The sequence below is a fragment of the Candidatus Pelagisphaera phototrophica genome (assembly GCF_014529625.1).
Classification (GTDB): Bacteria; Verrucomicrobiota; Verrucomicrobiia; order Opitutales; family Opitutaceae; genus Pelagisphaera; species Pelagisphaera phototrophica.
In genome coordinates, this window is sequence record NZ_CP076039.1 from 1,928,851 (window position 1) to 1,955,660 (window position 26,810).

A 26,810-nucleotide genomic window follows, 5' to 3' on the forward strand; every position below is an offset into this window, starting at 1 on the left:
AAATAGCGGACTGTCTGGATTAAAATGCTTTATTCGAAACTATTAAGTACGTCGGGAAGAGATCTCGGTTCCCTAGTTCTATTAGTTTGTGTGCAGGCACTTTTTGCTCAACCAACTATCAACTACCAGCCGATTTCGCAGCGAACAGCTATAGGATCATCCGTTTCATTTTCTGTTACTGTCGACGGGCCCAGCCTAATGAGCTATCAATGGCGAAAAAATGGAATCGACCTGGAAGGAAAAACGAATCGACAGTTGCAGCTAACGAATATTCAGCAGGAAGACGTGGGTTGGTATGATGTGGTCGCTACGGATACCAAAGGGTCTACAGCAAGTAACAGGGCTGGCCTATCAGCAATAATCGATATTGATCCGCAATTCGATCGAAGCATGAGCATAGTATCCGAAAATGACGACTTGAGCGTAATCTGGGAAGGGGAAGGCGTGCTGGAAACGTCTGATGATCTAGCAGAGAGTTCCTGGGAATTTTTTAGCGAAACCAGTCCAAGCAAGATCGGTCCCACGAGTGAAGGTAACGCATTTTACCGACTTAGGAATCCTCAGCCCCGATCGGTTCCGATAACATTGCCTCCGGCTTATGATGGGGAGACCTTACTGCCCATGATCGTGATGCTTCACGGCCCCTCGGAATTTCCGAATTATATCAATGGTTACATGAAGATTCACGCCCAAGCTGCCAACTATGGCCTTATTTACGCTTCACCCGATGGAGTGAAGGGGCCGGGTGGGAATTTTTTTTGGGATGCTACAGATGCCTGCTGCAACTTTGTCAATTCAGAGGCTGATGACGTCGCCTTTCTCCATTCATTAATTATCGAGGCTTTGAAGACGCTTTCAGTCGATCCCAAGCGCGTTTATTTTGTGGGACATTCAAACGGTGGATTTATGTCATATCGTATGGCCTGCGAGTATCCCAACCTAATTGCGGGGATTGCCAGCCTAGCAGGAGCTACCTTTAAAAATCCGGATCATTGCACCCCCTCCGAACCAGTAAACATTCTCCAAATCCACGGTACAGCCGACTTTGCTATTCGTTATAATGGTGGAAGCACTGGGCTATCTCCATACCCTGGAGCTATGCAAAGTATCCAAACATGGGGCACCTACAACGGCTGTGAAAATTTGATAAGTGATGAGGCAGCAAGTCTGGATCTTGATTTTAATGTGGCAGGGCTTGATACCACGGTAACGAAATATATGAAGTATCCCCAGGGAGGTGCTGTGGAGCTTTGGACGATTAATGACGGAGGTCACAGTCCAATTATTACAGTTGGCCAAAACACATCAGAATTTCCGTTAAGAGTTATTGAATGGCTACTGGACCGCCCCAAAACCTAAACTAATTCCGAGATAGATAAAAAATGGGGGTAAATGTTTCTTTTAATAAGTCAGCATGAAGCGGCGGTTGTTCGCGTGCAGGACTTTTTCATTGCGTAAACGAAAAGCGGTCAATGCTACATCGGTTTACTCGACTAGAGTAGTACTTTTCTCGCGAGGCAACCTTTATGCTCAAGTGAACGACAACTGCTACGCCAATAAAACTGGGCCTTTTGAGGTGACAATATCCTCTTTCCCAGACACAGGGTCCACAGCAGTCTTTTTTTGAAGCTGGTGTAGTGGCTCTAGCCGTTGCTAGGCGAAGACTTGGATAAGGGTCCCTAGCAATCGTTCCTCAGAATCCCATTTGGAGAGGGCGTAGAATAATTGTTTTTATTTTTTTTGCGATTGATAGTCATAGTATCCTTCAAGAGGAATCATAACATGGTCATAACCCGTTCCTTCAAACATTATATACGGACCTCCAGTATTAAAGTCAGTAGTTAAACCCTTTAAAGAGGAAGGATCTTTTGGCATTAACATTATGTGCGGTCCTGACTCTATCCATTGACCTTCAGCTGCAGTCTCTTTTGTCTTTATGTCAATTTCACCTTCACTATTAACACTCATTCTCATACCCACAGAATTATCCTCTCCCATATCTCCATGAAGCATATACATCCATCCATCATGATCTAACTCAGGTTTTGTACCAGCCATGTATGCCATTGCCCATTTCATTCCCTGCGCATCGGTAACCATTGGCATTGCCTCGTGTGGATCTTTCCATCCATTTTCTGGATCAGACATTCCTCTTGGATTTCCTGGCATTGCTGTCCAGCCATTTGCTCCTTCCCTCAAAACAGTTCCATCCGCCTCCATTACTTTACAGCCAGATGCAATAAATGAAGGAGCTGCAGTACTATAAGCCCATATTCTCCATTCAGTTGAAGTGTGAGGACCTTCTGGTTCACCATTATTATTTATCCCAACTTGAGTTTGTGTTTCTTTTGTAATATCAGTACAAGCAGATAAGTTGACTAATAATATTAATATCAATAATTTTTTCATAATAAATAATTTAATGTTGATAATCAACAATTTAAAAAGAGTAGATAACCAAAATCAAGATTTTAAATCGAAAACAAATTTTTGGATTCTATCTTTTTGCATGACTAACTTCAAGACTTTCATATTTTATTTCGTTCCCTATCCGTGCTCGAACGGGGATATTTGTATTCAAGATACGGTACCTCTAAAAGCGTTGCCATCCCGCTCTTGTTGAATGAAAAAACGAAAATAATCTCAGTCGACCGAACTCGGTTGTAAAGCCGCCGGAGTTACATTCCAGTGACAATCCCTAGGCTAAAGTTACAGCAGCGTTAACACCCGATCCCTTCGCTTTTTTTAAACAACATTAAAAATAAACTGTTCATTAACAGGGTATCAGAATAACTAACTTAAAGTGTCCGAGCTACCCCGGTATAGATTTAAATTACTCTCAGAATGATTGTGTTGCATTTCTCGTGCCAAAATGTTCGGCTGATTAAAAGAAAACAAAACAGTAGTTAAATATTTGAAAGTAAACCATACGGCTCCGAGTTGAGGTTTATTTTTGGCTATGTATCACTGCATGTTTCACGATCGCCCATACGGTAAATCGACCGCCTTGTTACTATCTTTCTGAGCATTGTGAATCTCATCTTCGGCCCCACAGCAGCCTTTCATGGAGTTAGTGTCATTACACTAACTGCTGTAATGCGGAGACTGTGATAGGGCTAACTTCAGAAGCGGTCAGGGCGACCATCTCCTAGGGTCAGTTGAGCTCAGGAAAACGAGAGCTTTATTTCATTGAACAGCCTGTGGCACTCCCTTCTCAGTCGAAGAGAAACATGTTGAGTTCACGAAGATTGTGATTTTTCATTTGGTTGTGAAAAGTGGCTCAGCTTCTCTACTGATTGAAAATTGCCCGTTGTGTGAAAGTGCTGTAACGGAAATTCTCGCAGACTACAGAGAATTCACGTGGGTTTCGTGTTCGTGCGGTTTGATTTACAAGCGTTCCGAATTAAGTCTGTACGATGCGGATAATATCTACAACCCATCTTATTTCAAGGGTGGGAATGCAAAGCATGCACATGCGTACGATAGAAGAACGAAGAGACGCATTAAAAAATCTCAGAAGCAAATTCAGCATGCGTTGAGGTATACGGAACCGGGCAACTTGTTGGACATAGGCTGCTCGCTAGGCTACACCCTCAAAGCAGCCAAGAATCTAGGGCTTACGGCGTACGGGATTGATATTTCCCAGTATGCGGTCGATAAGTGTCGTGAGGAGGGTTTGCAGGTGGAAATCGGAGGCTTAGATAATATACCTTATCCCGATGAAACGTTCAGTATCGTTGTGATGAAACATGTCTTGGAACATACTATTCATCCGGTTCGTGCCCTGAGGGAGGTTAGAAGGGTTATGAAACCGGGAGGTGCCATATTCATTGCTGTCCCCAACGCGAATTATATAAAAGCTAGGCTAAATCCGGCTAAAAGTCGTTTCTATCGCCCTGAAACCCGCGGTGGTACTGAGCACTACGTTTACTACACGCCAAGAACTTTGTCGCAAATATTGGAGCAGAACGGTATAACAGTTCAAAAGGTTCATCCGCACTTAATCAGTGCGAGAAGCTCCGTGTTTTTTACTTTGGCCGAGTTGCCGATCGTCCCGCTAAAATTTATTGCTGAGACGGTATTGAGTACTTTGGGATTACGAAAGGAATTTTGGATTTCAGGCTTAAAAAACGGTTTGAGAAAATTCGAGCGCTAGTAAGTTTGCCTGAAAAATAATGGTGCTATATGGTTTCTATCGGTTTTCGAGAGGCTTAGTCCAAACGGGTAACCGTGAGAATCCCATAGGACGATAATTTTTTCTGGTGGCGGTTGAACCGATGGACAACGATTGGTGGATTCTTATAACTCACCCGAATCTAAATACCGCCTCGGGCTTCGTTTTGGAAAATTTTTCGACTGCAGCTACGGCGAGTTTCTCCGGGTCTCAAACAGTAGATTATTTTAAAACCCGGACTGCAGCTTACTGCGATTATATTTGGGTTCAATTCGTCAGTCCTTAATCCGAATCTGAAGGTCTCAATCGAACATTGTCTGACACATGGTTAAGCAACGTATTCGATTCTGGGGAGGCCAGCTCCCTTAACTTTTATTGGGGAACAGGACTATCGGGGTCAGTCGACAGCGGAAAACCTCTCGGTTCTGTCCCCGACACAGGTTCCACAGCAGCTCTTCTCGCAGCTGGTATACTTGTGCTACCCGCTGGAAGGCGAAGACTAGGGTAAAGGTTTCCTAGCAATTGTTCCTCAATCTACATAGTCTGGCAGTAGACATCATTGAGGAAGTGAGATAGGGTATGGAGAGCGGGAAGGTAAAGGCTGCCTTCCGAGACATCTACTATATCTCAACGGCTAAGTAGAAGAGCTGGCAGCAAGCTCACCGAATCGAGGAGCGAAGAGAGGAAGCGAGGTGTAATAGGAATGTAGTGACCCAGGAAGACTATGATAAGACACTAGCTGAAGCCAGGGAAAGGATGGAGCAGCCAGGTTAGGTTCCTTTGTAACCGTGCGTATAGGTACAGTTTTTAGCATTTTCTTGGCCCACCTTGTTTCGTTTGATGGCTAAGGCCATACCATTCAAAAACTAATCTGATCGCGATCCACTGAAACAGAATTCGTTCAGGACACAGGTTACATAACGGTAGCTGAAAGACAACTACCCGAAGATTATATACAAGAAATGAGCCGATTGGCGAAAGCCCAAATTAGCGAGCTAGAAGCGATGCTGAAGAGTGCTAGCTTACGATCGGGGCCCGAGGGCTGAATATTTGGGCTATTTAATTGCTATATTTTGTCAGTTTATCTCCTACACCAAGGCCAGAATACGGTCCGGCCCTCCAGTCGAACCTTTTATTTTTGGCTGCCCGACTATCACTGTTGCCCCCACGGGTGGAACATTGTCGAGATTGTTGAGAATTTCCAAGCCCCACCGCCCATCGCCTAGCCACTCATAATGCACGTCGCTGCCGGAGTGCTGGTTGTCGAAAGAGAAGGTGTCTACACCGAGGGCTATAACGTCTCTCTCTTCCATCAGAAACTGGACAGCTTCAACATGTAGTGCCGGTTGGCGGTGCTTGCCATTTTCATCGAGGCTCTTGAACCTCGGCGTATCCAAGAGGTCCGCCCAACCGCTATTCATTGCGACGAGCGATCGGGCTGGTATCTCACCGTGCTCTGCTTCCCACCCAAGCAAATCTTCAAGGGACAGCTGGGCAAGCGGATCCTGCGAGGCCTTTGCCTTGATATCGATTACAGCTAGCGGAAGGACTAAATCTTCCACTGGGATTTCGTCAGCACTACTCCCTTGCGAAAAATGCAAAGGTGCATCCATATGCGTGCCCACATGTTCCCAGTAGGTTATTTTGTTCAAGTTGACGCGATCATGTTCCCACTCGAAAACGGGCTCAACGTTAACGATAGCAGGGGGAATGAAGTGTCTACCGCCCCGGGTGGTTAATTCTTCGCCTTCTACGAACCAGGCTGGGAAGTCTTTATGAAGCGTGTGGGATAAGTCCACGACTCTCGAGAAACCGATGTGGTCTGCCAAATTGGAGGACCCGGTCTGGGCACGAGATGCTACATTGCTGACGCAGCAAGCTGCTGTTGCTGCACTAGCACCCTTCAGGAAGGTACGGCGATTGATTCTCTTTCGGACAGCTTCGATGACTTGAGGAGCACACATAATGCAATTAATTTGCTAGTGGGGAAATAGGAGCAATCATTTTTTAGATTATCTTACAGTTACAGGGTTTGTCGCTTACTAAGATATCTGCCGGCGTAGCTCAATTGGTAGAGCAACTGATTTGTAATCAGTAGGTTGCGGGTTCGAGTCCCACCGCCGGCTCCACTTAAACCACTAAACAGGAGTGTCTTAAGGAGGAAACTGGTTTTCCCATTCCTTCCCGTTGTGATTTGTTTTGTTGTTCTTATACGGTAGAGGACCGCGATGTAGCGGACTCTGTTTGGAACCATTAATAACTTCCGTAATAGTGAGGGGTGGGCAATTGCGGATGTATTGGTCATTTGGGCACTCCTAGCATCATGATGACAGTCCTATTCCTCCCGCTTCCTCCCGCGAGCTTTATGTCTGTTTCGTCTGCTTTGGCTCCTAAAAATCTTAAAACAAGCTCTCCAAAATTGGGTGGGTTAAGTCTGGCACCTAAGCCTTTGAGAGCATATGGAGGAATTGTCGTTGGTGGGAGTTTAGAATTTCGAAGTTGATCTCTTATTTTGGAAGCCAGAGCCATCAGCTAATCGACTTTGGCGACGATGCGGTGTTGTTCGGCGAGGGGAGGAAGGGGAATAACCCGCTTTCATAACGGGAAAAATAAAACAGCTCAGGACAAAGGATTCTGGAGCAAAGCTTATTGTTTCTCGGGGGACTGCGACTTTCGAAAAACTAGTTTTCAGGCGTATAGAGGTATGTCTTAATGCAACCAATAAATAAATACAAATTGAATAAAGAATTGAATGAAAAAGCCTCACTGAACTGCTAGTTATCTCTTTTCTTTTACTCGAAAAAATATGCGATTAAAGCTATCTGGAAGTTCATCGCTTGTTTCCGTGATATCGCCTTGCGATGGGATCCCGGCTTTCAACACATACCAATCTTCAAGATTTACAGAAGTCTCTACATTATAAAGACTTGCAAATCGAGATTCCCATTTCAGATAAAAGTCCAAGCGATAAAGGTTTAGATTAAACTCCTTAAGCTTCGGTGTTTTCTCCGGGATTAGGATGGGGAAAAAATCGAAGTCCTGCTCATCAAAATAGGCCAAGCGATTCGGATTGGTCGCCTCGATGGTTTGTTTGAGCGAATCAGAAATTCGGTCCGGACGATGTCGCACCGCCAGCCAAACAAGAAACGTCTCCGCGATATCTTCTCTAGTAGGGTAATCCCGTGCATAGATAGAAATAAAGTCGGGGTCAGCTTTTTGAGCAGCTATCCACCCCTCAGACTCAGCATGATCCGCATCCAATGATGTATGGGAAGCTTCATGAACCAAAGTTTCCTCCAGAATTCCATCGGAGATATAATCGTCCGCCTGCTCTGTATGAATAAGAAGGTTGTTATTTCCGCCACCAAAAGGGTTGTTTCCTTTGTGTATCCAAACGGTCTCGACATCTTTCAAGAGCACATTTGGCAAACGACCGATCACTGGAGCGAAACGAAGCGCTTTTAATCGAGCAGCTTCAACGGTTTCAAACTCCGGATTGACCTGTATTTCAATGGACTTGTCCCCAAAGTAACTGGCATTGAACAGAAAGGCATGATAAGTAACAAATGCTTCCGGTCGACGGTCAAACATGAGTCGATCTCCCTGCCCTGCATCTTCCAAACCGAGATAGGTGGTCGGGTCACTGGGCAGTATAATATCCGGATCCAGGAAAATAGTCCCTGCGAATGGCGGAGCTGCTGAAATAGACAAATAGCTGAAAACCAGACACATCAGAATTTGGTTGGGGTGTTTCAACTTGAATGTGGATATAACCTAGAATGAGTTCCGGCAAAACCTTTTTATCGTTGATAGGAAATTCAATTGTTCCGATTTGATTCGGAGGGAATTTGCTGTTACCATTTTTTTTATTTGTGTTTGTTTTTTGCGTATAAAATTTCGTCATTTAAACTTTTATTATACATAGAACTAATTTGGTGTCTGTGTATTCTGTTTGTTATTAGAACATCCTCTAATATTTCAGGTAAACCATATTTTTTATATAAACTATAGTAGTACTCACAGTCCATTAACATTACTAAATTTTCATCAAAAAGTATAGGGTTTTCATTTAAAAAAGATAGTACTGAAGGAGAACTTATTGTATTAACTCCTTCTAAAATTTTATCATTCCAAGAAGGTGCCATTGGTCTATTAAATGTTTTACCATCATTTGTGTGGTTACACCCATTAACCAACCATATACATCCACTATTAGAAAACTTATTTTTTATTTTTTTCAAAGACTCTTTATCAAAAAAGAAGTCGTCTTGAAACATTATTTTGATTATTTCACCTTTAGCTAACTCGATTGTTTTATTTGTGTTCGCTGGTCCATTACCTCTTTTTTTATTATTTCGGTAATATACTATGTTAAAAATATTTTTATATTCATCTACTAAATCTGATATACCCTCATCTATACTATGGTCACTGACAACGACCTCATAATCTTTATAAGTTTGTTCTTCTATAGAATTAAATAATTTTCTTAAAAATTTTCTACCATAACCGTGTTGTTCCCAAGTGGGTATACATATTGAAATCATTTTATACTATAAGGTTTTTACATTACACCATCCCCAAGTTTGTATGTATTTATCTAAATCTTCTTTACTCATACCATTAACTCTATGGAATTCTTGTTGATAGGAAATTCAATTGTTCCGATTTGATTCGGAGGGGAGGCTAAAGGTTGATTTCGCGCTTTCAAGTTAGAAATTCCGTGGATTGGTTGGACTAACCCAATCTGCCAAGATCATTTCCTGTTTTCTTGCACTAGTGTCCAGTTGAAAGGCTGTTAGAAATTGGTAAGTTAATAATTAACATAGAGAAGAAAGGATTTTTGGTTGTGACGCATTTGAATTGGATTTCATTGAGTTCAGGTCTTATTGAGACTGGCGCATATGAATGCCGGCCGTATCGTTTTCTCTCAAATTGTCGATATGATCCATCGAGAGCAGTTCGATCGTTGTTGATAGGAAGCTATTGCCGAATGAAACCTTTCAAGGTCGCCCATTCATGACTGATGATACAAGTAGTGCTGCAGCCCTTGTAACTCTCGATGTAGGGGTTTACACAGTACAAGTCAGCTCGGCCGACGAAGGAGTGGGCGAGGTGCTAGTTGAGGTTTATGAGATCACTGATTAGCCAAACCCAAGCCGATTACCGAATAGCGCTGAGGCTTCCCAAATAGCTTACCCAATGTACCCACGTTTCACTTGTATCTATTTCAAGCGAGAGGCTTGAAGATTCTTCAAGCTGTTTGTCGCCAAAATGCACACTAGTGCGGGTACGAGCTTCTTCCAATCTGGCTCACATTGGGTAACTCGACCACAGCCAACCTAAAACGTGAAGGTGTTTCTCGGAGGGGGTGACAGATTTATTTCGACGTCACGACCTTCAAATGTTTGAAAACGAATTATAAAATGATCTTGAGCAACGCGTTCGTAGCTTAGCTTTCGGTGTGACCCTTCACTTATACCGTGAAAAGTTATTTTGTTTTCTTCAATTTTTGAGAGTTTGAAAACGTGAGGTTTGTCCGACTGTGGACGCATTGGTGGGTCATAAAGCTGCAATCTGAGTTCGAATGAATTTCCGACTTTTTCGATCTTGATGATTTCGACAAATTCGGTTCTCCCGTCTTTTGTAAACCTTACTAGAGCTGAAATTGTATCGGCCTTTGGTGGAAGCCAAGTTTCCTCAAGGAGTCCGCCATTCACTGCGCCTTGCCAACTTCCTGTGAGCCAAGCGAGTCTTTCAATTTGGAACTCTGGTGCTTTTGCTGTAGAAGGCTTCGGTTGCTGCGCCGTAGCGCAGACCACCAGCACCGCGGCTGCGATTGTTGTGATTAGTAGTTGTTTCATTTCCCTTCAGCTTTCAATTCTTCTGTTGTATCGGCTTAACCTCAAGCTTTACCAGATCGTTGGAGAGAGTGAAGCTGGACAAGTCTTCCTCTCCATCAAATTGGAAATCTTCTCCAAGGATCCACTGAGCGCTGCTGTAAGCGGCTTCTCCCTTGTAGTTGGCGTTCCATGATATGTCGTACCATGGTTCACCGTCCGTGACGTGCTTGTGGACGTAGAGGAAATAGTCACCGGGAGGCCAATCTCCTTCAAAGTTGAAATCGGGTCCGTAGACGCGGATGAGCCACTCGCCATCATCTCGCTTCGACTTCGTATCTAGCCACAAAGAGCAGGCACCATCCAAAAATACTTCTCTCTCACGCAGGACGTAACCCGGCCGTTCAGTATTCCAACCCCATTCAGGATCGTTTGGATCTACGTACCACTGGGCGGTGAACTTGGCGTAGACTTTCGCTAAACCATCCCACTCGCCATCGTCCGCCTCAACGTCATGGGAAAAGCCCAAGTCTTCAATGGGCGTGAGCATTGGCTCGTCCACCTTCGGCTCCGTTGAGGGTTTTGAGCAGCCGACTAACAATGAAAATGAAAGAACAAGGAGAGCTTTGAATGTGAAAACCATAAATAAATGAATAGCAGTTTTGGAGATTATACAAGAAACCCCGATGGGGCGGTCAGGTTGACTTTAAGTGTAGGTCTTTGTTAATGTGAATCTGTGTGGATAAGAGGTGTAGTTATTTATGCTTGTGCATGGGCTTCAAGCTCAGCCTTCGGAAGCTTGATTATTGACGGAAGTTTAGCTGACACTTTTGAAAGCATCGGGACGATAGAATCAGCTGGAGAAGAAAGTATTATCTTCCAGATGAATTGGTACCGCGCTTCTGGCGATCAGAGATCAGCATCGTTCGAGATCACTAGTGGTTTGGCTTCGACAACCTTCTCTGCCTCAGTACCAAATAATCAGTCTGCAACAGATCTGCAGGATGGCACTTTCAAATTTTATAACTACACGGGAGGAGTCTTAGGCTCAGAGCTGTGGACCATCGGGGACAGCCTTATTGACCTTCAATCAGGGCAATACGCGATGCGTTGGTATGTGCCTGCTAAGGGGATGGGCGGAGCCTCATTTGGATACGGCAACGCTACCTTCGCAATCACAACAGCTAACGTTCCCGACTCCGGGTCCACAGCAGCTCTTCTTGGAGCTGGTGTTGCGGCTCTAGCCTTTGCTAGGCGGAGGCTGGGATATTAGTTATCCTTTTGATATGAGAAACATCCTCCTTCTTTGTTCGCTAGCCTTTGCCACCCCCATGCTATCAGTACCGCTGCGAGTGACCTACACTGGTAGTGTAACTTCTATGACAGAAACGCTGAACGGAGGTCCAATATCAGTTGGCGATCAGGTATCGGGTTATTATGATTATTATCCCGATGGTGCTGTGGCGAATATCTCTAGATGGGGTCCTGGGGACATCTACTCTGAAACTCGTTTCTACGTTTTAGGTACGCATGAAATTAATTTAGGATCGGAAACGTTCAGGTGGGTTGGGGCAGCCGACAATTCTAACATACGTACGTCTCCCAATACACCAGGGGAGACGGCGTACACCGTGCATATGGCTCCAAATGACTTCACGTATGGAAGTATAACAGGGATTAACGATCTTCCTGTAAACAGTGTGAGCGTATCGTGGGCAAATTTTCCTTATGTTATAGCAGAGGACACCATTCCCGAGGTACTTCCGCCCTTTGATGCGATTAGTAATCCTGCTCACGCTTTCGTATCATTTACGCCTCTGGGAAATGACACTATTACCGTAACTCTAGCAAGTGCATCTATTAGCTCCGTCCCCGACACAGGGTCCACAGCAGCTCTCCTTGGAGCGGGTGTTGCGGCTCTAGCCTTTGCTAGGCGGAGGCTGGGATATTAGTTATCCTTTTGATATGAGAAACATCCTCCTTCTTTGTTCGCTAGCCTTTGCCACCCCCATGCTATCAGTACCGCTGCGAGTGACCTACACTGGTAGTGTAACTTCTATGACAGAAACGCTGAACGGAGGTCCAATATCAGTTGGCGATCAGGTATCGGGTTATTATGATTATTATCCCGATGGTGCTGTGGCGAATATCTCTAGATGGGGTTCTGGGGACATCTTCTCTGCAACTCGTTTTTACGTTTTAGGTACGCATGAAATTAATTTAGGATCGGAAACGTTCAGGTGGGTTGGGGCAGCCGACAATTCTAATATATATACGTCTCCCAATACGCCAGGGGAGACGGCGTACTCCGTGCATATGCATCCACATGACTTCACTTATGGAAGTATTACAGGGATTAACGATATCCTTGTAAACAGTTTGGGCGTATCGTGGTCAAATTTTCCTTATGTTATAGCAGAGGACACCATTCCTACAGCCCTTCCCCCGTTTGATGCCATTAATAACCCTGCCCAAGCTACCCTTTTTTTTGGAGTATTGGGGAATGATCGCATTATTGTCGCCTTGGATAGTGCTTCGATAGCCCCCGTCCCCGACACAGGCTCCACAGCAGCTCTTCTTGGAACTGGGGTTGTGGCTTTAGTCTTTGCTAGACGCAGGCTGGGATAAGAACAGCTTCAGAAGTCCTTTGAGGGACAATTTTTTCTGGGGGCAGTTAGCTTAGGTATGCGATCAAGGCACTATTTTAATCGCGATCCACTAAAGCTGATATCCCGCGGACCCCTAAACTCCCCCGAGATGTTATCCCCATCGATAAGAGCGTTGAGATCAAAATAATAATCTCTAATTGTAAAATTAGCAGTTACCGAGCCATCAGATTCAAGGACTACGTTTTTGAGTGGTGTCTCGCCTCGTGGAGAAATAAACGCACCCGAAAAGCCTTCACTCGCTTCATTGAACCGTAGTTCCGTACTCTCTTCCCCTCCTCGCAAAGGGTTAACATATTTAATTAGGAAATTGCCGCCGAGCGGTTCTTCATCCACTTCAGGTGTTTGAGCTGATTGGGTCTCAGCTACTTTCGGTACAGTCTGACAGCCAGCAAATATGAGGCAACAGAGGGCGAGTAGGATGGGGAGTGACTTCATATCCTTACCAGATCAGAGATTGCCCCTTAGGACGACAATTTTTTCTGGGGCAGTTGATGCTCTCAACCCATCTTGTGATGGGAGGGTGTTCCTAATCAGTAACTCCAGCGATACCATCCTGCTCCGAGTTGTACTCAAGCTCACAGGAAGTTTGCTCCTTGTTTAGCCATGGAGACATACTGATGACCTTGTTTCTTGGCAGAGATCCTCTAGCCGCGTTCTTCCTAGCTTCTTCCTCATTATCTCCGACCCAGCGGACGAAATTATCCTCTGGATAGTGCTTCCAGATGGAGTCCTGTGGATTGAGTTTCTTCAGGGAGTGATTTCTAGGCATCTTTTGATTCTAGCCAGTTAGAAAAACGTATGGCCCATGGTTCTGGAGAAAAGTATTCGGAAGTGTGAAACCTATCGACCTCAGCATTCATTCCAGCATTGGGTTTAGGTATGCCTAGCCATCCCCATAAAGCCTTCCTGTTCGCGGCAAACGCCATGCTTTCCCTGAATGGACTTTCATCAATCAGCCCATTTATGAACTGGTAGTATACGTCTTCAAACCGTTGGTACCTAACCCTCTCAAACCAGAACAGTCTTTCTTTTTCTAGACCAGTGATAGTCTCCAAATCGCCTTCCATTAAAGCCATATGAACAGAAAGCACCGAGTCCTCGGAGTATATCTGGCTGAATTCCTCAATCATCGCGTTACTGCGATCCTGCCTGATCTCTGACCGAGCGATGCTTGAAGTCTGCCGCATTTCAATGATTAGGAAAACGAGGCCAGCGAGTACAGCTACGTTACCAAGAGCCGTGGTAATAGTAAGGATGGTGTTTGATTTCATAATAAAACCGAACATGGAGAAGAATCGTTAGGGCTTGCAAAGAGAATGTGAGTCGATCTTTTCTTCAAAAATGAAGTATGAAGCTGTTGTGAGGGTTGTATCAAGCTTAGCGGTCATTGCCTCTTTAGGACTCGTCGCGTATGAGCTTCATCAGAACAATAAGGAGATAGTAGAGTCAAATCGCCTAGGAAGGATGCAGTCTGCAAGTGACTCTGTTGAAGCTGCAACAAGGACCAGGCAGATGATAATTGAAAACTCAGAAGTTTGGTCAAAGGCGATAGCTGGAGAACCTCTAACCGATGAAGAGGATATGATATGTGAATTGGTCTCACACACATATTTCTTCACAATAGGGCAGTTATATGAGCAAGCAGTTCACCTAGATGACGACGAACTTATAGCCAGTCGGCTCAGTCTCCCAAACAGATTGAAAAAGAATTACAGTCCAGTGAAAAATTATTGGATTAGGGTTAGGCCCGAATTCATTTCAAAAGGCTATGGCCCATTGGCTGAATCTTTTGATAGAGCTTTTGCTAATCCGAAGCTTTAGGGTTAGCTGCCCTCAGGACGACAATTTTTTTGGGGGCTGTTGATGAATACTAATGCAGAGGCTGGTACTCGAACAACCCCCGCCCCCCATCTGATTTACTGTAATTTTCCTGTTATAATCAGTGCAGGCTAATGCAGCAAAAGGTAAGCAAAACATCTATTTAAATAGTTAAAATGTTGTTGTATAGATAGTAATAGATTTAGACTCCCGCCACCTCCACCATTAAAAGCGTAATAATCTGATACTTACAAGGTAGCTATTTATTACCTACTAGTTTCTACACTCAACGACGCTATTTCAGCCCACCCTCGACGGCACAACATTCAGCACTTTCTTGGAACAAAGCACTTCTCTAAGTGACATAGAGGGCACGTCAAGGGTAACGGCCTTTGGGCACGATTTCAGATCGATCCTTAGGCAAAAACAGAAAAGCATTTGAGAGCGGCCTGTGGGGGCCCGCTCTCTTTTTGTCATTTTGCTCCGAGGGCCAAAATTAGCAGATCTTCTGTCAATACTCCCCAAAAGTGGTTCAACTAATGGTGGAGCTTGATCTTTGGGAAACGAGATAAGAAAGTTGAGCGATACTTAAGCAAGCGATCCGGCGTTAACCTGTATAGCGATGTCGGAATGGCGAATCAAAGGAGCAGTTCGGGAGGGCTGCTTCTTTTTTTTATTTCGACCTACTGAAACTTGCCATTGCTGGTCTGTAAGGAGCGGGGGCGTCCATCGACTTTGGAACCGCTTTTAGCTCTGGCGAGGCTGTTGCAAAAATCTCTATTTTTATGATCTCAAAGTGCTCTATAAAATCGCCGAAAAGGGATTCTAATTTACCTCCCTCTGAAATATTCTGGCTATCAACGTAATAATATTCGGTTGGCACAGGTTTTGCTGGAATGTACGCATGACGGATATCAAAAGAAGGGCTTTTCTCAAAACAGGTACCGCAGCAGCGGCCATGCTCCCTATCGCAGGGTTTGCACAAGCGGATGACAGTGGTGAAATCCAATTTGCAAATGCCTTTGATGAAACAAAAATCGACTGGAAACCATTACCAGGTCCCGATGGAGAACCAACAGAGCATGTTTCCTTGTCTTTTTTGAACATCGACGAAAAAGCAAAAGTAATAGACATCTTATTTAAATTTTCAGCCAATTCAAAAATTCCCATGCATAAGCATTGCTCAAATTACAGTACCTTCACTGTTCAGGGAGAACTTAATACTTATGATACCGATGGGAATTTGAAAAGCGTTCGTCCTGCAGGTGTATTTAAAGCCGGAACTCCAGGAGAGGCACACACTGAAGGTGGTGGCGATGAAGACGTAGTAGTATATTTTAGTTTAAGGCCGTACACATCGACTGACCCTATATATGAAATACTAGATGAAAACTTAGAAGTTGTTGCTGGCATGTGTTTTGACGATCTTAAGGAACTTTACGAGGCATACTCATAATCAAAATATTATTCAGGGTTAGGGCCAACGAAGATATTTTTTCTGCCACTAACGGGATGGGTTTCCGTAGGGCAATCACCCGATTTGTATGGTAGACTGGGTCCACTATGTTGGAAGCCCCCGAATTGAAGGTGAGCATAGCTGATGCTGTGCAGGATTACGCAAACAAGAAGCTGCAGGAACGTACTAAGAGCTTATCTAGAAGGAAGCCTGAGAAAATGGGTTTGATTCCCTATCTGTTCTGTCTAGGTGTTAGCCAGTCACAAATGGTCAAGAGGCATCGCATTTGCCACAAGACGATCAAGCACACACTCATGGAATACGCTGATCATCTTGGCAAGTGGACGGAGGTAGGGGCTAGGCTTTCTAAGCAGCTATTTCTGAACCTGCATTCTCTGGAAGAGGACATGATTGAGGAGGTGAGAGATAGAATGGAGAGCGGTAAATTGAAGGCCACCTTCCGCGATGTCTATTACGTCTCAACAGCCAAAGAAAAGAGCTGGCAACAAGCCCACCGAATTGATGAGCGGAGAGAGGAAACGAGGTTAACGAGGAAGGTGGTTAGCCAAGAGGAGTATGAAAACGTTCTAGCTAGGGGTAATGAGAGGATGGGACAAATCACTAAATCTCATGCGGACTCTTCTTATCATTAGACCACTCCTTGAATTCAGCCATAAAGGGTAGACCTCGGCCTTTATCGTTAAAATCTTCCGCTTTTACCTTTTCAGAGATCGCAGTGTAGAGAGGCGACCCTTCGTCAGGTGCAATTTTGAGCCGTTGCCAAAGCTGCAAGTGCCTCGCCGATTTGTCTAATGCTGCATCGTATATCAATTGATCTATTAGACCTCTGCTTCCCTGGCCCCAGAGTCCTGGTAAGGGTCAAACGTCCAGATGGGTTCGGCGGTATTTGGTTTTACGGCGATGATTTTCTGTCCGACCGTGGCCAAATAGAGAACTCCATTCACCATCAAGGGATTGAACTGTAGAGTGGTGGTCTTGCCCTCCCCGAAATCGGGGACGCGAAATTGCCAAACCAATTCGAGGTCTTGTACGTTACCAGCATTAATTTGCTCTAGACCGGAATATTTGGTCCCGCCCAAGTCGCCTTTGTAGTAGCGCCACTCATGCTTCGAATTTCGCGGGTGCGACGCGTTTACTGAATGGGCGTTCTGGGCAACGGAATTCGTCGCTCCAGTCATTGCGAGCAGGCAGAAGGATAGTGGCTCTAACAATCATTAGGGAACTGAAGCAAACCATACGATTCGGACGGAATGAGTAGAATTCTGGTCGGTTCCCTTTTAAACAATGTCATAGTCCCAGAGTTTGCGCATGGGGCGGGAAATGGTTTTCGCGACTTCTTTGTCACCGATGAATTTCTCCTTCTTGGGGTTCCACTGGACCTTTCGGCCTAAACGGACGGCGGTCACTCCTAGGTGGCACATAGTGGCTGATCGGTGGCCTATCTCTGCGTCGCAGATCGCCTGCTTTCTCGAACGAACGGATTCGACAAAATTGATCATGTGGTTGTTGCTATTGTAGAGACGTTCCGCACTCGAAGGTAGCGGAGTTTTTAGGATATCGGGATCGCTTGCTTCGATCGCACCGCGCGTGACCCAAACCCAGCCATTGGTTCCTGTAAGGCGAAGTCCGTGCTGTCGGCGATTGGGATCGAGGACCGCGCCGTTCCAGGCGTTGGCGGTGGTAGTACGGCAGCGGTGCTTAACACCATTTGGGTAAACGTATTCAAGCTCGTACTCGCTAGCGGCAGTGAAGCCATAGGGTATCATGTCAACGAGTGCGCGGCCTTCTGCGGAAATAGGTCCGCTGCGTTCAAATCCGGTTGCCCAGAGGGCGATATCATTGTGGTGGGCACCCCAGTCTGTCATGGTGCCACCGGAATACTCCCACCAATATCGGAAAAGGCGGTGGGCCCTTTCTTCGACGTAATCCACGTACGGTGTCTGCCCTTGCCACATATCCCAGTCCATCCCATTGGGCACTGGCTTTTTTTTAAACGGCCCCAGTCGCTGGCCGGCGGGAAGGTAGACATCGATTTCCGTGAGGTCGCCAATGATTTTGTTGCGGGCGATTTCACAGGCTAGTCGGAATCGTGGGTCGCTTCGCTGTTGCGTGCCCGTTTGCAAAATCCGGCCTGTCTTCTTCTCTGCGGCGACGAGATGTTTCCCTTCGTCAATGGTGAGGGTAAGTGGTTTCTCGCAATAGACGTCCTTTCCCGCTCGCATGGCCGCCAGAGATACGAGCGTATGCCAGTGGTCAACCGTGCCGCAGACTACGATGTCGACTTCTTTGAGTTCCATGACCTTGCGGAAGTCTTTGAAGGCCTTCGCCATGGGCCACTTTTGCTTGGCCTTGGCCAGTTGACCGTCGTCGACGTCGCAAATGGCGACCATTTCGCCGTAGTATACCGCTGCCTCGGCGACGCCGCTCCCTCGGCCACCGCAGCCCACGAGCGCGACTCCAAGGCGATCATTCGCCAATTTTGGTTTGGAAAGGGAACTTTTGGCCAAGGATTCTTCGAGATACCAACCGGGAAGGGCAGTGGTTGCGGCAGCGATTCCAGTGGTTTGGATAAATTTTCTACGATTCATTCGATTTCTAGGGGTTGCGGTCGGTGGGAAAGTGAGCTGAAGATTCGATAAATTCGTGAAGGTTTGCAATGGGATATCCCGCCAGTTTTTGTGGCTAGAGACTGATTTGTTCCATCGCCATAGCTTTATTTAATGAAATGAGCGTTGTTTCCCCTTTACACGGAATAGATTTTACATCTTTGTTCTCCGTTTTCCCAAAAGTCATGCAAAAGACTAAGAAATCCATAGCAAAACGCTTCAAGCTGACGGGCACTGGCAAGTTGATGCGGCGTTCCCCCGGGAAACGTCACCATCTCCACCAGAAAACCACTAAGCAGAAGCGTTCTTTAAGCCAGGACAAGCACGTGTCCTCAGGACGTCAGGCAGATTTAATGCGTGGCCTCCCACACGGTCTTTAACCCCTGTTCAACAAAAACTTATTTCGTTTGGGTAAAACATTCAGTAGGCGACCTGACGAAATCTAAATCCAGAAAGGAACAACATGCCTAGAGCAACTAATTCACCCGCGTACCGCAAGCGTCGCAAAAAGATGCTTAAGCAAGCCAAGGGCTACTTCGGCAACAAATCACGTTTATACAAATACGCGAAAGAGGCCGTAGCGCACGCGCTACAGTACGCCTATCGCGACAGACGCACCAAAAAGCGCACGATGCGCCAGCTTTGGATTGTGCGTATCAACGCTGCTTGTAGAGCAGAAGGCATTAGCTACAGTCGATTCCAAGAAGGACTCAAGGCTGCCGAGATCACCCTGGATCGCAAGATTCTGGCGGATATCGCCGTTCAGGACGCTGTCGCATTTAGCGGTCTGATTGAGAAAGCTAAGGAAGCTTTGAAGAACAAAGCCGCCGCCTAAACTCGAATAGTGGCGAATCGGACGGCAGATTCGCCGTTTCATCCATTTTCGCCTTTAACGAATGGGAGTTCGAGTATCTGCTCGGACTCCTTTTTTTTGACTCAAGAACCAGGAGGAACCTTTAGTTTTCAGAACATATCTCTCAGCCAAGCACTATGGAAGAGGAACTTAAACAGATTGTAGATGCGGCCAAAACCAATGTGGGCGCCGTTTCGAACCGTGCCGATTTCGAAGCCTTTAAGGCAGGGATTACGGGGCCCAACGGTTCCTTGACCAAAGTGATGAAAGGCATGGGCCAGGTCGCCAAGGAAGATCGGCCGACCTTTGGCAAGCTCATCAACGAGGCAAAGCAGCAGGTACAGGCCATTTATGACATCGCCTTGGAGGCGATCGAAGCAGCAGAAATTGCCGAGCGGCTGGGCCCGCCAATCGATCCCTCCCTGCCGTCGCCAGATTCGGAACCGGGGAGTTTGCATCCGCTGACGCAGGTGCGGGAGGAAATCAGCCGCATCTTTAAGCAGATCGGATTCACGGTTGCGGAGGGTACAGAGGTTGAAACCGAGTATTACTGCTTTGATGCGTTGAATACTCCCAAGGACCATCCGGCACGAGATTTGCAGGATACATTCTATCTTCCGGATGATGCAGATTTTGGGAACGTATCCAAAAATTCGGACGAGAGATACTTACTACGAACACACACTTCATCGGTGCAAATTCGTACGATGCTGAAAGGCGAACCACCCATTCGAATCATTTCACCAGGCCGGTGTTTTCGCCGTGACACGGTGGATGCGACACACAGTGCTAATTTTCACCAAGTCGAAGGACTTTACGTAGACAAGAACGTCACGGTTCGGGACTTGAAAGCCATACTTGACTATTTTTTCGAGCAGCTGCTAGGCAAGGGAACGACCACGCGATTTCGTCCTCATTTTTTCCCCTACACCGAACCTAGCTTCGAGGTCGATTTCTCTTCCAGTCACTTGGCGAAACTAGGAAGCGATTGGGTTGAGATTGCGGGATGCGGAATGGTCGAGCCCGAGGTCTTTGCGTCGGTAGGGTATGATCCGGAAGTTTATTCAGGTTTCGCTTTTGGTATGGGAATCGAGCGTATCGCCATGATAATATATGGAATCGATGATATACGCTACTTCTATCAGAACGATCATCGCTTCTTGAAGCAGTTTGCTTAATATGAACAGACGTTATTCTACGACATGAAAATTTCCCTCAATTGGCTGAAGCGCTATATCGATCTTCCGGAAAGCCCGAAGGAGATCGCGGACTCGTTGACTTTGCTTGGATTCGAAGTCGATGACATGGAATCGACAGGCTTGCCTCAATTGGAGAATGTAATCGTTGGCGAAGTTCTTGGCCGTCAGCAGCATCCTAATGCCGACAAACTGGGCGTTTGTCGAGTGGCTTTAGGAGATGCGATTGGTGAAAAGACGATAGTGTGTGGGGCTAGCAACTACAAGGTAGGTGATAGAGTGCCTGTCGCCATTCCGGGGGCGGTCCTTCCAGGTGGGTTCAAAATCAAACGATCCAAGCTACGTGGGGTCGAGTCGGATGGGATGATGTGTTCGGGCAAAGAGATTGGAGCGGGTGAAGATGCCGCTGGGTTGCTTATTTTAGAAGGGCGCCCGGAATTGGGGATACCAATCAACGCGGTTCTGACTGAAAGTGATACCGTTTTCAATTTGGAAGTGACTCCTAATCGTCCCGACTGTCTATCCCATCTTGGCATCGCCCGAGAATTGGCTGCAAGTTATCAGCGCGAATTGAGTTACCCCGCGGTAGACAATCTGCCGGCACCGGGAGATCGTCCGTTGGGTGAAGAGATATTTAAAAGTGCATCGGTCGAGTGCGAAGAGGACTGTCCGCTATATCGAGCTACTGTTATCAAGGGCGTGAAAATCGGACCGAGCCCCGCTTGGATGCAGGATCTTCTTAGCTCAATTGGCTTGCGGCCCATTAACAACGTGGTGGATGTGACGAATTACGTTTTGCACGAGTGTGGCAATCCACTGCATGCGTTTGATGCTCGCGATATTAAAGGGAGCAAGATCATGGTTAGAAACGCCCGTGAGGACGAGAAGGTTGTAACTTTGGACGACGAAGAAAGAACGCTATCTAGCCGGATGGTGGTGATCGCCGACGACGAGCGAGCCTTGGCTGTTGCTGGGGTAATGGGAGGTCAGAACTCGGAGGTCAAAGAGGATACGAAAGATCTCGTTTTGGAGGTGGCCTATTTCAACCCAACTACGATTCGTTGGGTATCCAAAACGCTTGGATTGTCTTCGGATAGCTCTTACCGCTTTGAGCGCGGAGTAGATCCGAGTTCGCTTCGATTTGCGACGGATCGGGCGGTGCAGCTCATCTTGGAAACGGCTGGTGGGACTGTTTGTGGCCCCGAGCATGTCGCCGGATCCGAGCCAATGGTCGAGAAGGAAATCGAGCTTTCGACTGATTGGGTGAGAGTGAAGGCGGGATTCGAAATCTCTGACGAAGAGATTCGCGACAGTTTGGAACGACTGGATATGGTAATCTCAGAAGAGAGCGATGGCGACTGGCTCGTTAATATTCCAAGCTACCGAGGTGATCTCGATCGTCCAATAGATCTGCTAGAAGAGGTGCTGCGCATCTACGGGACAGATAAAATCCCGTCGGGAGCGGTTGTGGCAACTGCCACTGGAGAAAATGACAATCCGATAACTGAATTTTCTCGACGTGCTGCGAACTATCTCGTCGGTCAGCATTTTAATGAAGTGGTAAACTATACGCTGCGTTCCGAAGGGGAGCAGCAGAATTGGTCGGAGTCGGTTTCCCGCATGGCTTTGGGGTTGAAAAATCCGATTAGCGAGGACCAGACCCAGTTGAGACATAGCTTGCTTCCGGGAATTCTGGAATCCCTGAGACTGAACCAGTCCCGAAAGACGGGAGCCACCCGATTCTTTGAACTGGGTCGCGTGTTCCGCGAGGTGAAAGGAAAAGTCGTTGAGATGATTTCGGTGGCTTTTGCTGAATGCTCGCTGGGTCGACCCCGAAGCTGGAAACTCCGGGAAGCCGATGATTTTTTTACCGCTAAGAATCGGGCCACTTTGTTGGCAGGGTTTGCGGGGATTGATATCGGACGGTTCAAGGTTACTCAGATTGTAGATGACTCTACGGCTTGGCAAGAGGGTCAGGCGGCAGTGATAGATGATCCCAGAGCTGGCATCTTGGCGGAATTTGGATTGATGAATCTGGAACGTATTAAGGCATTGGATATTGAGGGTGATATTGTAGCCGGTTCTTTTTCGATTCTTCCCGAGCGATTGAAAGCGGCAAAGCGGGTTCAGTTCCAGCCATTCAGTCTCTTCCCGCCAACTGCAAAGGACTTAGCTTTGGTCGTTGACCAGTCGGAACTGGCGAATGATGTGGTTCGTTCGATTGAGAAGATTGCCCAAAAGGCGACTCAAGGCACCTTCGCCATGGAGTCTATTTACGTGTTCGACATTTACGAAGGGGAGGAATTGCCCGCAGGCAAGAAAAGCGTAGCGGTCTCTATGGTATTCCGCTCCAGCGAACGAACGTTGAAGGACAAGGAAGTAAATACGGCGCTTGAGAAGATTCAAAATGTGATTCGAGAAAAGACCGCCTTTGAAATTCGGGACTAGTTTGGACTCTTCTTGTATATGTTAATTTTTGCAGACTATGGCTGAAACTCCCCACATTGACATCGATAAAGTCGCTGATTTGGCACGGATAGCTTTGACTGAAGAGGAAAAAACGAAGTTTTCATCTCAGCTTGAGAGCATCCTTGGATACATTGATAAGCTGGATGAATTGGACACGACGAATGTCGAGCCGACGGCGCACCCGCATTCGGTAGAAAATGTTTGGAGAGAGGATAGGGCAACATCGGAACTTCCCACTGGCGAGGCTCTGAAAAATGCGCCTAAGCAGCGTCAGAACATGTTTGTCGTGCCGAAGGTTGTGGAGTAATAATGTCTGCTGAGCTATATTACAAATCCGCTAGCGAGTTGAGTGGGCTATTGAACAGGAGGGAGATATCCTCTGTTGAATTAACGCAGTCAGTAATAGGTCGGACAAAGGCAGTAGATGACCTGGTACAGGCATTCAATAGTTTTGACGAGAAGGACGCTCTGGCTCAGGCGGCGGAGTCTGATGCTCGACGGAATAGAGGAGAAAGTCTCGGATCACTAGATGGAATACCGGCAGGAATAAAGGATGTACTTGCGGTGAAGGACCAGCCTCTAACTTGTTCTAGTAAAATATTGGCGGATTTTATTTCACCTTACGACGCCACTTGTATTCAAAAACTAAAACGGTCTGGGGCTGTGCTTTGGGGCCGGTTGAATATGGACGAGTTCGCTATGGGCTCGTCCACTGAGAATTCCGCTACCAAAATTACGGGCAACCCATGGAAACTCGATTGTATTCCTGGAGGAAGCTCGGGTGGATCTGCGGCGGCTGTGTCAGCAGGTGAATCGATCGTATCTTTAGGAAGTGACACCGGAGGATCCATCCGGCAACCCGCTTCGCATTGTGGGATTGTTGGATTGAAGCCAACATACGGGCGTGTCTCCCGTTACGGTCTTGCTGCCTTTGCTTCTTCGCTAGATCAAGTGGGACCTATGGGTCGCACGGTTTGGGATACGGCGGCTCTGTTGCAATCTATATCAGGACACGATATAAATGACTCGACTTCCTATAAGGTCGATGTTCCGGACTACGTTCAGGCCATTGAACAGCTGAAAGGGAGGAAGTGGACTTTTGGATTGCCGAAAGAGTACTTCGAGAGTGCGCCGGATACGGCATCCATGGGTCCGGTAAAAGAGGCGATTGAGTTTTACAAGTCACTCGGATGTGAGATCAAGGAAGTGTCTTTGCCGCATACGGCTTATGCAGTGGCGACCTATTACATCGTGGCAACTGCCGAAGCGTCTTCGAATTTGGCCCGCTACGATGGTATTCGCTATACACATCGAGCCGAGAGTTTTGACGCGAAAGACTCGGTTGACATTTACCGTCAATCAAGGGCAGAGGGATTTGGAACTGAAGTAAAACGGCGTGTGCTACTGGGCACTTATGTTCTGAGTAGTGGCTATTACGATGCCTATTACTTAAAGGCCCAAAAGACCCGCACGCTGATCCGGAGGGATTTTGAAGAGGCCTTCATGGATGTAGACGCCTTGCTTACACCGACTGCTCCAAGTCCCGCCTTTAAAAGGGGGGCTCATTCGGGAGATCCGCTTTCCATGTATCTGAGCGATATTTACACGATTTCAGCCAATCTGGCAGGGATACCAGGGTTGTCGGTCCCTTGTGGGTATGTTGACGGACTTCCCGTAGGGCTGCAGATATTGGGAAAGCCATTTAAGGAGGACGAGATTCTAGCGATGGGGAACGAGTTCGAGTCTGCCCACAACTTTAAAAACGAACACCCATCCCTATAAGGTTGTTTTAACGACTAATCATTTGGGAAATCGAAAATGGAATACGAAGCAGTCATTGGCTTAGAGGTTCATGTTCAAATCAAGACGGAGTCCAAGATCTTCTCCGGAAGCCGGTCGGGTTACGGTTACGAACCCAATACTTTGGTTGATCCCGTCGTATTAGGATTGCCGGGGTCACTACCGGTTATGAACAAGACCGCCCTGAATGGGATTATCAAAGCAGGACTCGCCTTGAACTGCACGGTCCCGGATTACTGTAAGTGGGACCGGAAAAACTACTTTTATCCAGACAGTCCGAATAACTATCAGATTACTCAATACGATCAGCCCATTTGTGATGGCGGTTTTGTTGAAATTGAAATGAAGGGTGAGACTCGTGCGGTGATGGGTTCACATCGAAAGGTAGCTCTAACGCGTATCCATTTAGAGAACGACGTGGGAAAACTAAATCACTTCGCTGAAGACAGTCTGGTTGACTACAATCGCGCTTTTACACCGTTGATGGAAATTGTCAGCGAACCAGATATGCACTCAGGCGCGGAGGCCTTCGCTTTTCTGACGGCTATTCGGCAAACTATGATTTATTGCGGAATTTCCGACTGTGATATGGAGAAGGGCCAAATGCGAGCGGATGCTAACATATCCGTTCGTCCCGTTGGTCAAAAGGAATTGGGAGCGAAGATTGAACTCAAAAATTTGAACAGCATTACCGGTGTGAAAAACGGTATTGAATACGAGATAAAGCGGCAGACCCAAGAACTGAAAAAGGGAAGGACAATGACGCAGGCTACCTGGCGTTGGGATGCTGACCTCGGACGGACCGAGTTGATGCGGGAGAAGGAGGACGCTCACGACTATCGCTATTTTCCCGATCCTGATTTGATGCCGGTGCGCATTGACGACGAATGGAGAGAGCGAATACGGTGCGAAATTCCAGAGCTGCCTTTCGATAAGCAACGTCGATTCATGGAGCAGTATGATATTCCGTATTCGATCACATCGGTACTAGTTCCAGATTGGGAGTTGAGCGAATATTTTGAGAGTGCCGCTAAAAAGGCGCCGAAATGCGCCCAAGCGATCGGTAACTACGTAACTAACGATTTGCTACGAGAGCTGTCCGATTCCAATACGGCATTGAGCGAATGCAAGATTTCTCCCGACGGCTTGCTTTCGCTCGTTGAAGTAATCGAAAAAGGAGTCATCACCAAGCAGATTGCTAAAGACGTTTTTATTGAAATGTTCAATACGGGAGAGTCTGCTACAGAGGTAATTGAAAGGAAAGGGCTCAAGCCAGATTTTGATGAAGGGCAAGTGAAAGACTGGTGTCAGGAGGCGGTAGACGAGAACCCTCGTCCGGTTGAGGATTTTCGATCTGGAAACGAGAAGGCCCTCAATGCTTTGCTCGGCCAAGTAATGAAGAAGAGTCGAGGTAAGGCGAACCCGCAAATTGTTCAAGGTCTGCTCAAGGAATTGTTAAGCTAGTTTTGTCTGGAGTGGGGTCCGGTTTGTCGGTTAGATTCTTGTTTATTAATTTCGTGCCCCTCTTGGGGTCACGTTGAGACAGTAGTTCAAACAAAGAGAAGCCATGAGCGAAGCAAAACGAGCCGGAGCCGGTCCAATAAAGGTAGAATTAGAAGCTGGGGGAACCTACGCCTACTGCTCATGTGGCCAGTCATCCAGACAGCCGTTTTGTGATGGATCGCATAGTGGTACCGAATTCAGACCTAAGGTTTTCAAGGCAGAAAAAGACGGGGCTCATTTTTTGTGTGCCTGTAAGACAACGGGAAATGCTCCGTTTTGCGACGGAAGCCATAAGGGGTAATCTAGGATCTTTGCACTGAAAGGGTCGGTGCGGTTTTCTGACATATCGCGGGCTATACGAGGATTGGAACAGTTCTCGTCAGCAGGAGTCAGATGTGCACGACC

The 26,810-nt window shown here is 46.7% G+C and carries 29 protein-coding genes and 1 tRNA gene; 19 read left to right on the forward strand and 11 right to left on the reverse strand.

Going from position 1 to position 26,810, the window contains the following annotated elements:
• The first annotated feature begins 24 nt into the window (after positions 1-24).
• Positions 25-1,359: an immunoglobulin domain-containing protein gene (locus GA004_RS08295; protein ID WP_283396858.1), complete on the forward strand. Its 1,335-nt coding sequence runs from the start codon at positions 25-27 to the stop codon at positions 1,357-1,359.
• Positions 1,360-1,731: 372 nt separating this feature from the next.
• On the opposite strand, the gene GA004_RS08300 is transcribed toward GA004_RS08295, so the two are convergent.
• Positions 1,732-2,409 (reverse strand): hypothetical protein, encoded by a 678-nt coding sequence (locus GA004_RS08300; protein WP_283396859.1) that lies wholly within the window; start codon positions 2,407-2,409, stop codon positions 1,732-1,734.
• A gap of 973 nt (positions 2,410-3,382) precedes the next feature.
• On the opposite strand from GA004_RS08300, the gene GA004_RS08305 reads away from it, so the two are divergent.
• Positions 3,383-4,156 (forward strand): class I SAM-dependent methyltransferase, encoded by a 774-nt coding sequence (locus GA004_RS08305; RefSeq protein ID WP_283396861.1) that lies wholly within the window; start codon positions 3,383-3,385, stop codon positions 4,154-4,156.
• Between the two features lie 331 nt (positions 4,157-4,487).
• On the forward strand, positions 4,488-4,682 hold the full coding sequence (locus GA004_RS18180; protein WP_425492914.1) for a VPDSG-CTERM sorting domain-containing protein: 195 nt from the start codon (positions 4,488-4,490) through the stop codon (positions 4,680-4,682).
• A 580-nt stretch (positions 4,683-5,262) separates the two neighbouring features.
• On the opposite strand, the gene GA004_RS08310 is transcribed toward GA004_RS18180, so the two are convergent.
• Positions 5,263-6,138 carry a cyclase family protein gene (locus tag GA004_RS08310; RefSeq protein ID WP_283396862.1) on the reverse strand — a complete coding sequence of 292 codons (876 nt, stop codon included), beginning with the start codon at positions 6,136-6,138 and terminating at the stop codon, positions 5,263-5,265.
• An 89-nt stretch (positions 6,139-6,227) separates the two neighbouring features.
• On the opposite strand from GA004_RS08310, the gene GA004_RS08315 reads away from it, so the two are divergent.
• A tRNA-Thr gene (locus GA004_RS08315) sits at positions 6,228-6,303 on the forward strand.
• 649 nt (positions 6,304-6,952) lie between these two features.
• Here the strand turns inward: GA004_RS08315 and GA004_RS08320 are convergent.
• Entirely contained in the window at positions 6,953-7,906 is a 954-nt protein-coding gene (locus tag GA004_RS08320) for a hypothetical protein (RefSeq protein ID WP_283396863.1), read from the reverse strand.
• Positions 7,907-8,040: 134 nt separating this feature from the next.
• Entirely contained in the window at positions 8,041-8,721 is a 681-nt protein-coding gene (locus GA004_RS08325; protein ID WP_283396864.1) for a glycosyltransferase family 2 protein, read from the reverse strand.
• 472 nt (positions 8,722-9,193) lie between these two features.
• Between GA004_RS08325 and GA004_RS08330 the strand changes: the two genes are divergently transcribed.
• The gene (locus tag GA004_RS08330) at positions 9,194-9,322 is read left to right on the forward strand and encodes a hypothetical protein (RefSeq protein ID WP_283396865.1); all 129 of its coding nucleotides are present in this window, start codon (positions 9,194-9,196) and stop codon (positions 9,320-9,322) included.
• A 194-nt stretch (positions 9,323-9,516) separates the two neighbouring features.
• On the opposite strand, the gene GA004_RS08335 is transcribed toward GA004_RS08330, so the two are convergent.
• Positions 9,517-10,038: a DUF6265 family protein gene (locus GA004_RS08335; RefSeq protein WP_283396866.1), complete on the reverse strand. Its 522-nt coding sequence runs from the start codon at positions 10,036-10,038 to the stop codon at positions 9,517-9,519.
• Between the two features lie 13 nt (positions 10,039-10,051).
• On the reverse strand, positions 10,052-10,657 hold the full coding sequence (locus GA004_RS08340; RefSeq protein ID WP_283396867.1) for a hypothetical protein: 606 nt from the start codon (positions 10,655-10,657) through the stop codon (positions 10,052-10,054).
• A 240-nt stretch (positions 10,658-10,897) separates the two neighbouring features.
• On the opposite strand from GA004_RS08340, the gene GA004_RS08345 reads away from it, so the two are divergent.
• From GA004_RS08345 to GA004_RS08355, 3 genes are read left to right on the forward strand one after another with little or no spacing between them, the layout of a single operon-like run.
• Positions 10,898-11,287: a VPDSG-CTERM sorting domain-containing protein gene (locus GA004_RS08345; RefSeq protein ID WP_283396868.1), complete on the forward strand. Its 390-nt coding sequence runs from the start codon at positions 10,898-10,900 to the stop codon at positions 11,285-11,287.
• Between the two features lie 13 nt (positions 11,288-11,300).
• Positions 11,301-11,966 (forward strand): VPDSG-CTERM sorting domain-containing protein, encoded by a 666-nt coding sequence (locus GA004_RS08350; RefSeq protein WP_283396869.1) that lies wholly within the window; start codon positions 11,301-11,303, stop codon positions 11,964-11,966.
• A 58-nt stretch (positions 11,967-12,024) separates the two neighbouring features.
• A complete protein-coding gene (locus GA004_RS08355; protein WP_283396870.1) occupies positions 12,025-12,642 on the forward strand; it encodes a VPDSG-CTERM sorting domain-containing protein in 618 nt (205 codons plus the stop codon).
• 71 nt (positions 12,643-12,713) lie between these two features.
• Here the strand turns inward: GA004_RS08355 and GA004_RS08360 are convergent, their stop codons facing one another.
• The 3 genes from GA004_RS08360 to GA004_RS08370 all read right to left on the reverse strand — a co-directional run bounded on the left by GA004_RS08360 (position 12,714) and on the right by GA004_RS08370 (position 13,954).
• The gene (locus tag GA004_RS08360; RefSeq protein WP_283396871.1) at positions 12,714-13,118 is read right to left on the reverse strand and encodes a hypothetical protein; all 405 of its coding nucleotides are present in this window, start codon (positions 13,116-13,118) and stop codon (positions 12,714-12,716) included.
• 91 nt (positions 13,119-13,209) lie between these two features.
• Complete coding sequence (locus GA004_RS08365; protein WP_283396872.1) at positions 13,210-13,452, reverse strand: hypothetical protein; 243 nt, start codon at positions 13,450-13,452, stop codon at positions 13,210-13,212.
• Positions 13,445-13,954, reverse strand: a complete 510-nt coding sequence (locus GA004_RS08370) for a hypothetical protein (RefSeq protein WP_283396873.1) — start codon at positions 13,952-13,954, stop codon at positions 13,445-13,447. The genes GA004_RS08365 and GA004_RS08370 overlap by 8 nt, the downstream gene beginning before the upstream one ends.
• Before the next feature lie 70 nt (positions 13,955-14,024).
• Between GA004_RS08370 and GA004_RS08375 the strand changes: the two genes are divergently transcribed.
• The 3 genes from GA004_RS08375 (at position 14,025) to GA004_RS08385 (ending at position 16,610) form a co-directional block, all read left to right on the forward strand.
• Positions 14,025-14,504: a hypothetical protein gene (locus GA004_RS08375; RefSeq protein WP_283396874.1), complete on the forward strand. Its 480-nt coding sequence runs from the start codon at positions 14,025-14,027 to the stop codon at positions 14,502-14,504.
• A gap of 901 nt (positions 14,505-15,405) precedes the next feature.
• Positions 15,406-15,957 carry a hypothetical protein gene (locus GA004_RS08380; protein ID WP_283396875.1) on the forward strand — a complete coding sequence of 184 codons (552 nt, stop codon included), beginning with the start codon at positions 15,406-15,408 and terminating at the stop codon, positions 15,955-15,957.
• A 107-nt stretch (positions 15,958-16,064) separates the two neighbouring features.
• A complete protein-coding gene (locus tag GA004_RS08385; RefSeq protein ID WP_283396876.1) occupies positions 16,065-16,610 on the forward strand; it encodes a hypothetical protein in 546 nt (181 codons plus the stop codon).
• Between the two features lie 186 nt (positions 16,611-16,796).
• On the opposite strand, the gene GA004_RS08390 is transcribed toward GA004_RS08385, so the two are convergent.
• Together GA004_RS08390 and GA004_RS08395 are read right to left on the reverse strand one after the other, a co-directional pair.
• Complete coding sequence (locus GA004_RS08390; RefSeq protein ID WP_283396877.1) at positions 16,797-17,156, reverse strand: hypothetical protein; 360 nt, start codon at positions 17,154-17,156, stop codon at positions 16,797-16,799.
• Between the two features lie 99 nt (positions 17,157-17,255).
• Positions 17,256-18,566 carry a Gfo/Idh/MocA family protein gene (locus GA004_RS08395; RefSeq protein ID WP_283396878.1) on the reverse strand — a complete coding sequence of 437 codons (1,311 nt, stop codon included), beginning with the start codon at positions 18,564-18,566 and terminating at the stop codon, positions 17,256-17,258.
• A gap of 203 nt (positions 18,567-18,769) precedes the next feature.
• On the opposite strand from GA004_RS08395, the gene rpmI reads away from it, so the two are divergent.
• From rpmI to GA004_RS08435, 8 genes are all read left to right on the forward strand, one after another.
• Positions 18,770-18,964, forward strand: a complete 195-nt coding sequence (rpmI, locus tag GA004_RS08400) for a 50S ribosomal protein L35 (protein WP_283396879.1) — start codon at positions 18,770-18,772, stop codon at positions 18,962-18,964.
• 83 nt (positions 18,965-19,047) lie between these two features.
• Positions 19,048-19,419 carry a 50S ribosomal protein L20 gene (rplT, locus tag GA004_RS08405; RefSeq protein WP_283396880.1) on the forward strand — a complete coding sequence of 124 codons (372 nt, stop codon included), beginning with the start codon at positions 19,048-19,050 and terminating at the stop codon, positions 19,417-19,419.
• 155 nt (positions 19,420-19,574) lie between these two features.
• Positions 19,575-20,615 carry a phenylalanine--tRNA ligase subunit alpha gene (pheS, locus tag GA004_RS08410; protein ID WP_283396881.1) on the forward strand — a complete coding sequence of 347 codons (1,041 nt, stop codon included), beginning with the start codon at positions 19,575-19,577 and terminating at the stop codon, positions 20,613-20,615.
• Positions 20,616-20,639: 24 nt separating this feature from the next.
• Entirely contained in the window at positions 20,640-23,081 is a 2,442-nt protein-coding gene (gene pheT / locus GA004_RS08415) for a phenylalanine--tRNA ligase subunit beta (RefSeq protein WP_283396882.1), read from the forward strand.
• Between the two features lie 37 nt (positions 23,082-23,118).
• Positions 23,119-23,409 (forward strand): Asp-tRNA(Asn)/Glu-tRNA(Gln) amidotransferase subunit GatC, encoded by a 291-nt coding sequence (gene gatC, locus GA004_RS08420; protein WP_283396883.1) that lies wholly within the window; start codon positions 23,119-23,121, stop codon positions 23,407-23,409.
• A 2-nt stretch (positions 23,410-23,411) separates the two neighbouring features.
• Positions 23,412-24,884: an Asp-tRNA(Asn)/Glu-tRNA(Gln) amidotransferase subunit GatA gene (gatA, locus tag GA004_RS08425; RefSeq protein ID WP_283396884.1), complete on the forward strand. Its 1,473-nt coding sequence runs from the start codon at positions 23,412-23,414 to the stop codon at positions 24,882-24,884.
• A gap of 36 nt (positions 24,885-24,920) precedes the next feature.
• Entirely contained in the window at positions 24,921-26,366 is a 1,446-nt protein-coding gene (gene gatB / locus GA004_RS08430; RefSeq protein ID WP_283396885.1) for an Asp-tRNA(Asn)/Glu-tRNA(Gln) amidotransferase subunit GatB, read from the forward strand.
• A 103-nt stretch (positions 26,367-26,469) separates the two neighbouring features.
• Complete coding sequence (locus GA004_RS08435; RefSeq protein ID WP_283396886.1) at positions 26,470-26,706, forward strand: CDGSH iron-sulfur domain-containing protein; 237 nt, start codon at positions 26,470-26,472, stop codon at positions 26,704-26,706.
• The last annotated feature ends 104 nt before the right edge of the window (positions 26,707-26,810 follow it).